The sequence below is a fragment of the Streptomyces sp. NRRL WC-3549 genome (assembly GCF_000721935.1).
Taxonomy (GTDB): Bacteria; Actinomycetota; Actinomycetes; order Streptomycetales; family Streptomycetaceae; genus Streptomyces.
This window is the reverse complement of the sequence record NZ_KL585423.1, coordinates 71,805-79,432: the sequence shown is the minus strand read 5'-3', so window position 1 is coordinate 79,432 and position 7,628 is coordinate 71,805. Positions and strand designations below refer to the sequence as shown.

Below are 7,628 nucleotides of genomic sequence, written 5' to 3'. Positions count from 1 at the left end.
CGGCAGCGGCTTCGAGGTCACCCGGGGCATCGGCGGCCACGGCGTCGCGGGCGTCCTGCGCAACGGCGACGGCCCCCGCGTCTACCTGCGCGCCGAGTTGGACGCCCTGCCCCTCACCGAGCGCACCGGCCTCCCGTACGCGAGCGGAGACCCTGACGGGGGCCCGGGCGATGCTGGAGGACGGGCTGTACGAGCGCTGCGGCAGACCGGACGTGGTCCTCGCCCAGCACGCGGCACCGCTGCCCGCCGGAATGGTCGCCCACGGCGGCCCGCACGGCCCGCTCGCCGCGGCGAGCGCGGCCCTGGCCGTCACGGCCTCACCGTCGGCACGGTGCGGGCGGGCACGGCGGTGAACGTCGTCCCGGACACGGCCGAACTCGGCATCGGCGTCCGGGCGCTCACCGACGCGTCCCTGGACCGCGCCCTGGCGGCCGTGGACCGCGTCGTACGGGCGGAGTGCGCCGCGTCCGCCTGCCCGCGCGAGCCCGAACTGACGACGCTCTCCCGTTCCCCGGCGCTGTGGGGCGACCCGGCCGTGACCGAGTCGGTCCGCGCGGCCCACACCGCCCTCCACGGCCCCGAACGCGTCGGCCACTGGCCGCCGTCGATGGCCGCGGAGGACTTCCCCCTCTACGGCGACGCGGGCCTCGCGGTGCACGGGGAGCGCGGAATCCCGTTGTGCTACTGGATGTTCGGCACGGCGAGCCCGCGGCAGTGGGCCGAGGCGGGCGCCGGCCTCCCCCCGAACCACTCCCCGTACTTCGCCCCGGACGTCCGCACCGCCCTGCCGCCGGCGATCACGGCCCTGACGGCGGCGGCCCTGGACCGGCTGGGCGGGGGGATGTGTATAAGAGACAGCCGCCCGGCCGCGCGCGGCGGGCTCAGCCCGGTTGCTCCGGGTCGAAGGCCTGGGCGACGGCAAGGCTGTCCTCGTAGACGTGGTGCCGGGTGACGAGGCCGTCCTCGATGGTGAGGTGCAGGGCGAACCGGGCGCGATAGGCGCGCCCGGTGGAGCGGGCGGTCTGGCGGATCTCGCCGAGCACGACCGCGTCGGCGCCGTCGACGAGTACCCGCTCGATCTCGGTGGCCGCCTCGCCCGGCACGTGGTGCTCGGCGATTTCACGGTAGTGGGCGGCGGTGTCGGCGCGGGTGGAGCGGCGACGGATCCACGGCGTGGCGGCCCGGCCGTGCTCGGCCTCCGGCCAGTCCAGCTTCCAGTCGCCCCGCTCGGCGTATATCTCGGCGATGCGCTCAGGGCTCCCCTCGCCGATCCGGCGCAGCAGCTCCTCCACCGCGGCGCGGGTGGTGACGGATGTGGCTGTGGACATGGCTGATCACTCCGTTCGGGCCGCCGCGCCGCCGCGACGCGGTGCGAGCGGCACCAGCATCTTGGCGGGTATGCGCGGGCCGTGCCATTACCTCCCGGGTAACCGTGCGGCGCGTCGAGGCTCCGGGCCGTCCTCCCGTCTCCCCGCCCTCCCGTCCTTCGGGCGGTCGGTCGAGGCCTCGGACAACGGGTTTTGCATGGTCATGCGTAATCATGCATACTCTTCCTATGTCTAAGGTCCTCACCTCCCTTCCGGCCGGCGAGCGCGTCGGCATCGCCTTCTCGGGCGGCCTCGACACCTCGGTCGCGGTCGCGTGGATGCGCGACAAGGGTGCCGTCCCGTGCACCTACACCGCCGACATCGGCCAGTACGACGAGCCCGACATCGCCTCGGTGCCCGGCCGGGCGCAGGCCTACGGTGCCGAGCTCGCGCGCCTGGTCGACTGCCGCGCGGCGCTGGTCGAGGAGGGCCTGGCCGCGCTGACCTGCGGGGCGTTCCACATCCGCTCCGGCGGGCGTGCGTACTTCAACACCACCCCGCTGGGCCGCGCGGTCACCGGCACGCTCCTGGTCCGGGCGATGCTGGAGGACGACGTACAGATCTGGGGCGACGGCTCCACGTTCAAGGGCAACGACATCGAGCGGTTCTACCGCTACGGCCTGCTCGCCAACCCGAACCTCCGGATCTACAAGCCCTGGCTCGACGCGGACTTCGTGACCGAGCTCGGCGGCCGCAAGGAGATGTCGGAGTGGCTGCTCGCCCACGAGCTGCCCTACCGCGACAGCACGGAGAAGGCGTACTCCACCGACGCCAACATCTGGGGCGCCACCCACGAGGCCAAGACGCTGGAGCACCTGAACACCGGTGTGGAGACCGTCGAGCCGATCATGGGCGTGCGGTTCTGGGACCCGACGGTCGAGATCGCCGCCGAGGACGTGACGATCGGCTTCGAGCAGGGCCGCCCGGTGACGATCAACGGCAAGGAGTTCGGCTTCCCGGTCGACCTCGTCATGGAGGCCAACGCCATCGGCGGCCGTCACGGCCTGGGCATGTCGGACCAGATCGAGAACCGGATCATCGAGGCCAAGAGCCGCGGCATCTACGAGGCGCCCGGCATGGCCCTGCTGCACGCGGCGTACGAACGCCTGGTCAACGCGATCCACAACGAGGACACCCTCGCCCAGTACCACAACGAGGGCCGGCGCCTCGGCCGCCTGATGTACGAGGGCCGCTGGCTGGACCCGCAGGCGCTGATGGTGCGCGAGTCGCTCCAGCGCTGGGTCGGCGCCGCCGTCACCGGCGAGGTCACGCTGCGGCTGCGGCGCGGTGAGGACTACTCGATCCTCGACACCACGGGCCCCGCGTTCAGCTACCACCCGGACAAGCTGTCGATGGAGCGCACCGAGGACTCGGCGTTCGGGCCGGTGGACCGGATCGGCCAGCTCACCATGCGCAACCTCGACATCGCGGACTCGCGCGCCAAGCTGGAGCAGTACGCCGGCATCGGCCTGATCGGCACCGCCAACCCGGCCATCGGCGCCGCCCAGGCCGCCGCGACGGGCCTGATCGGCAACATGCCCGAGGGCGGCGCCGAGGCCATCGCCTCCCGTGGCGAGGTCTCCGGCGACGAGGAGATGCTGGACCGCGCCGCGATGGAGTTCGGCACGGACTGACCACCCAGCGAACCCGGACCCGGCCCGGCGCCCCAGGCGCAGGGCCGGGCTTTTCCCCTGTCCGGCCCTGCACCTGGCGGCCTACGCTCCCGCCATGACGATCACGTACACGTGGCGCGGCCACTCCGACGACGCCGCCCTCGACGCGCTGCACGCGGAGGGCTTCGGCCACCCGGCCCAGGGCGCCGGCTGGGCGGCCCGGCTGCACGGCCACAGCCTCGGCTGGGTCTGCGCACGCCATGACGGAGACGGAGACCTCGTCGGCTTCGTGAACGTCGCCTGGGACGGCGGTGCCCACGCGTTCCTCCTGGACACGGTGGTCGCCCCCGGCCACCGCGGGGCCGCCGTCGGCTCCCGGCTCGTCGCGGAGGCGGCACGCGGCGCCCGGGCCGCCGGGTGCGCGTGGCTGCACGTGGACTTCGAGGGCGACCTGAAGCCGTTCTACTTCGACGCCTGCGGGTTCAGGCCGACGGCCGCCGGACTGATCCCGCTCTGAGCCCAGGCGCCTCGCCGCGCGGAGGGCGCGGCCGGCCGGCCCGCGCGCGGTGACCGTGGCTTGGCGAGGCCGACGACGGGGCCGGTTCCGGTGGCGGTGAGCCGTCGCATCGCCACCGGGGACGTCCCCGGACGCGCACGCCCGTCCGTCTCAGGTGGACGCCTGGTCGCTGTCCTTCAGCGAGCCCCAGCCGTGCCACCGGTCGACCTCGACCCAGGCGCTCACCCGGGCCCGGTTCCGCTCCGGGTACGGGTTGCCCGTGTAGTGGGTCGAGAGGCGGTCGATGTCGGTGAGGCCCTCGTCCTCGTACATCTCGGCGACGTGGCCGATGAGGGTGACGTGGGTGTACCAGTCGTCGTCGGCGAGCACGGTGAGCGTCACGCGCGGGTCGTTGCGCAGGTGCTTCAGCCGTACCCGGCCCTCGTCCATGTTGATCAGCACCCGGCCGTCGTCCCAGAGGTACCAGGTGGCGGTGGAGACCGGGGCGCCGTCCGAGCGGACCGTGGCGACGACGCACGGGTTGGGGCGGCGCAGCAGATCCACGGCCTCGGAGGGCAGGGGCGGCTTGGACATGTGAACTCCTCGTTGTCGTCGGGCAGCGGTGTGGGGACCGTCCGGAACCGGTACCCGCCGGCGGCGGGCCGAACCCGTGCACGGAACCGTACGCGGGCACCGGCGGCGGCAGGTCAGGGCTGGGTGCGGGCCTGCTCGGCGGCCTGGCCGGCGGCGCCGGTCTCGGTCGAGGCGCCGCGGGTGGAGAGCACCCCGCCGCTGGACTCCAGGTGGGCGCGGACGAACCACTGGAAGAGCTCCAGGCCCCTGAGCTGCTCGATGAGCATGTCCTGGGTGACCGGGTCGGACGTCTCGGTGGCCTGCATGGCCTCGCGGTGGTCCTTGATGACCGACGTGTAGACCAGGTCGAGGGCGCCGAGGTGCTCGATGGCCTCGGCGCGGCCGATCGAGTAGTTGTTCCAGGTGCGGTCCTTCACCAGCGCGCCGGGCGTGCCGTTCGGTTCGCCGCCGAGCGTGGAGATCCGCTCGGCCAGGTCGTCGGCCATGTCCCGGACCTGGTCGACCTGGGGATCGATCATCTCGTGCACGGCGATGAAGTGCGGACCGACGACGTTCCAGTGCACGTGCTTCAGGGTCAGGGACAGATCGTTGAGGGAGTGCAGACGCATCTGCAGCAGCGCGATGATCTCGGTGCTGTCCTGGTCGCTGACCCCGGGCACGGTGTACGAAATGTTCGAGCGCTGTGACGCCACGGCGGGCTCCTTGCGTGTCTGGGCGGTGAGACACCCAGACAAACAGGTCGCCCCGGGCCCCGCGGTCCGGCCGCGCACGGCCCGCGGTGTGTTTCACCGGTGCGGACGCGCGGCCCCCGGACCGCAGCGGGTGCGTGACGCGTCGGCCCGTCCGACCCTGGAGGTGCCGACAGGAGTCGAGCGACCGTTCGAGTGCCGGAGTGCCGGAGTGCCGGAGCGCCGGAGCGCCGGACACGAGGAGGAGGACGCCGTGCCGAAGAAGGACGACGACGTGGCGAAGGGCGACCGGGTCTCCTGGCAGAGCCACGGCCAGGAGGTACCGGGCAAGGTCACCCGGAAGATCACGGAACGCACCGAGGCGGCGGGCCGGACCGTCGACGCCTCGAAGGACGACCCGCAGTACGAGGTGGAGAGTGACCGGTCCGGCCGCTCCGCCGTGCACAAGCCGGGCGCCCTGCACAAGAAGGGCGACGGCTCCTGACGGCGGACCCCGGCCGCGCACGATGGCGAGGAACCGGGCCCACGCCCCGCTGAAGTGACCCGCGCACCCCCCGTGGGGCTGGGGCACACGGGTCACACGCCGGGACGGGCCGGGGGAGGCTGCTGGCTTCGGCGCCCGGAACATGATCGGCTTGAGGGCCCGTCAGCCGTGCGGGGACGGAGCAGCCTGAGGGGCACGGATGACACACCGACAGCACCCGGCACCGCCGGACACCCTCGTCGTCGGCGCCGGTCTCGCCGGCCTGGCCTGCGCGCTCGACCTCGGCCGCGCGGGCCTGCGCGTCGAAGTGCTGGAGGCCTCCGACGCGGTCGGCGGCCGGATGCGCACGGACCGCAGGGACGGCTTCCTGCTCGACCGGGGCTTCCAGGTCTTCAACACCTCCTACCCGCAGGTGAGGTCCCGTCTCGACCTGCGCGCACTGCGCCTGCGTCCCTTCACCCCGGGCGTCGTCGCCCGGACGCGCTCGGGCCGGGTCCGCCTCACCGACCCGACCCGGTGCCCGGGCGACGCCGCGCAACTGCTGCCCGGCCGTGTGCTCTCCGCCCGGGACCTCGCCGCGCTCGCCGCCCTCACCGCGCGCGACGTCCTGCTGCCGCCGAAACGCCTCGCCCGCAGGACCGACCGCACCGCCTCGGAGGCGCTCGTCCGCGCCGGACTGTCACCGGACGCGATCGAGGACCTGCTGCGCCCGTTCCTGTCCGGGGTGTTCCTGGAAGAGGGGCTGGAGACCTCCGCGCGCTTCCTGCACCTGGTCTGGCGGAGCATGGCGCGCGGCACGCTCTGCCTGCCCGCGCAGGGCATCGGCGCGGTGCCCGCCCAGCTCGCCGCCCGGCTCCCGGAGGGCGCGCTGCGGCTCGGTACGCCCGTCGCCGGGCTCACCGACTCCGGTGTGCTCCTGGCGGACGGGCACGAACGCGCGGCGGCCGCCGTCGTCGTCGCCACGGACGCCGCCACCGCCGCCCGCCTGCTGCCCGGCCTCCGGGTCCCGGACGGCCGGACCGTGACGACGTACTACTACGCGGCCGGGAAGTCGCCGCTGACCGAGCCCACGCTCGTCGTCGACAGCGCCCTGGCCGTCCTGAACAGCTGCGTCCTGACCGAGGCCGCCCCCACGTACGCCCCGCCGGGCACCGCCCTGGTCTCCGCCTCCGTCCTGGGCGCCGGTCCGCCGGGCGGTGAGAAGACGGTACGCGCCCGGCTCGCGGAGCTGTACGACGCCGACACCAGCACCTGGGACCCGGTCGCCGCCTACACGGTGGAGGGCGCGCTGCCCGCGATGCGTCCGCCCTGGCCGCTGAGCCGCACCACCCGCTTCGCCCCGGGCCGGTACGTCTGCGGGGACCACCGGGCCACCGGTTCCGTGCAGGGCGCGCTGGCCTCCGGCAGCCGGGCGGCACGCGAGGTGCTGGCCGACCGCGCGGCGGCCCGCGCCGCCCGGACATGAGCCGCGCGGCGTGGGCGGCGGCGCGGCCGGCCTCTGCCTCGCCGACCGGCTCACCGAGGACCCCGGGCCCCGGGTGACCGTGGTCGAGGCGCCGGACGGGCCGCTGCGGCCCGCGGAGCGGACCTGGTGCTACTGGGAGGCGGGGCCCGGGGCATTCGAGGACGCCGTCGTCGCCTCCTGGACGCGCCTGCGGGTACGGGGCGCGGACGGCACCACCGTCGAGTCGGCCCCCGCACCGCTGCGGTACCGCATGGTCCGGTCGGCCCGCTTCGAACAGCTCGTGCACTCCCGGCTGGCGGCCCGCCCGGCGGCCCGGCTCCTGCGCGCCACCGCCCACGAGGTGCGCGACACCCCGTACGGGGCCGAGGTGCGCTGCACGGGCGCCGACGGCCGCCCGCTCACCCTGCGGGGCAGCCACGTCTTCGACTCCCGGCCCGTGCACCGCACCCCGCCCCACCGCACGCTGCTGCTCCAGCACTTCCGCGGCTGGTTCGTACGCACCGACACCCCCCGGTTCGACCCGGGGGTCGCGGACCTCATGGACTTCCGGGTCCCGCAGCCGCGCCACGGGCTCGCCTTCGGTTACGTCCTGCCCCTCGCCCCCGACCGGGCGCTCGTGGAGTACACCGAGTTCTCCCGGGCCCCGCTGACCACCCCCGCCTACGAATCGGCCCTGCGGCACTACACGGCCGACGTCCTGCGCCTCGGCCCGCTCACCGTGGAGTCCGCCGAACAAGGGGTCATCCCCATGACCGACGCGCGCTTCCCGCGCCGCACCGGGCCCGCCGTCCACCGGATCGGGGCGGCCGGAGGCGCCACCCGCCCGGCGACCGGCTACACCTTCGCGGCCGTGCAGCGCCAGAGCCGGGCCGTCGCCGCCGCCCTGCGCCACGGCCGCGCCGACGTACCCCCGCCGCACG

Annotated in this window: 8 protein-coding genes and 1 pseudogene; 6 read left to right on the top strand and 3 right to left on the bottom strand. The window is 74.5% G+C overall.

All coding sequences use genetic code 11. From position 1 onward, the window contains the following. Nucleotides 1-952: pseudogene (locus IH13_RS41295) on the top strand (peptidase dimerization domain-containing protein); the annotation flags it as partial. Here IH13_RS41295 and IH13_RS0126710 read toward each other — a convergent pair. Continuing rightward, a complete protein-coding gene (locus tag IH13_RS0126710) occupies nucleotides 882-1,328 on the bottom strand; it encodes a nuclear transport factor 2 family protein (protein ID WP_031088536.1) in 447 nt (148 codons plus the stop codon). The pseudogene IH13_RS41295 and the gene IH13_RS0126710 overlap by 71 nt on opposite strands. Before the next feature lie 227 nt (nucleotides 1,329-1,555). Here IH13_RS0126710 and argG point away from each other — a divergent pair, with 227 nt between their 5' ends. Both argG and IH13_RS0126700 read left to right on the top strand, forming a co-directional pair. Next, on the top strand, nucleotides 1,556-3,001 hold the full coding sequence (gene argG, locus IH13_RS0126705; protein ID WP_031088535.1) for an argininosuccinate synthase: 1,446 nt from the start codon (nucleotides 1,556-1,558) through the stop codon (nucleotides 2,999-3,001). A 94-nt stretch (nucleotides 3,002-3,095) separates the two neighbouring features. Beyond that, on the top strand, nucleotides 3,096-3,497 hold the full coding sequence (locus tag IH13_RS0126700) for a GNAT family N-acetyltransferase (protein ID WP_031088534.1): 402 nt from the start codon (nucleotides 3,096-3,098) through the stop codon (nucleotides 3,495-3,497). Nucleotides 3,498-3,647: 150 nt separating this feature from the next. On the opposite strand, the gene IH13_RS0126695 is transcribed toward IH13_RS0126700, so the two are convergent. Then, nucleotides 3,648-4,070 carry a PPOX class F420-dependent oxidoreductase gene (locus tag IH13_RS0126695; RefSeq protein WP_031088533.1) on the bottom strand — a complete coding sequence of 141 codons (423 nt, stop codon included), beginning with the start codon at nucleotides 4,068-4,070 and terminating at the stop codon, nucleotides 3,648-3,650. Between the two features lie 113 nt (nucleotides 4,071-4,183). Then, entirely contained in the window at nucleotides 4,184-4,762 is a 579-nt protein-coding gene (locus tag IH13_RS0126690; protein ID WP_031088531.1) for a Dps family protein, read from the bottom strand. 250 nt (nucleotides 4,763-5,012) lie between these two features. Here IH13_RS0126690 and IH13_RS0126685 point away from each other — a divergent pair, with 250 nt between their 5' ends. From IH13_RS0126685 to IH13_RS38490, 3 genes are all read left to right on the top strand, one after another. Next, on the top strand, nucleotides 5,013-5,243 hold the full coding sequence (locus IH13_RS0126685) for a hypervirulence associated TUDOR domain-containing protein (protein ID WP_031088530.1): 231 nt from the start codon (nucleotides 5,013-5,015) through the stop codon (nucleotides 5,241-5,243). Nucleotides 5,244-5,442: 199 nt separating this feature from the next. Then, nucleotides 5,443-6,708 carry an NAD(P)/FAD-dependent oxidoreductase gene (locus IH13_RS0126680; protein ID WP_031088529.1) on the top strand — a complete coding sequence of 422 codons (1,266 nt, stop codon included), beginning with the start codon at nucleotides 5,443-5,445 and terminating at the stop codon, nucleotides 6,706-6,708. Between the two features lie 10 nt (nucleotides 6,709-6,718). Then, nucleotides 6,719-7,628, top strand: a 910-nt coding sequence (locus tag IH13_RS38490) for a lycopene cyclase family protein (protein ID WP_031088528.1), incomplete at its 3' end; no start/stop codon positions are given.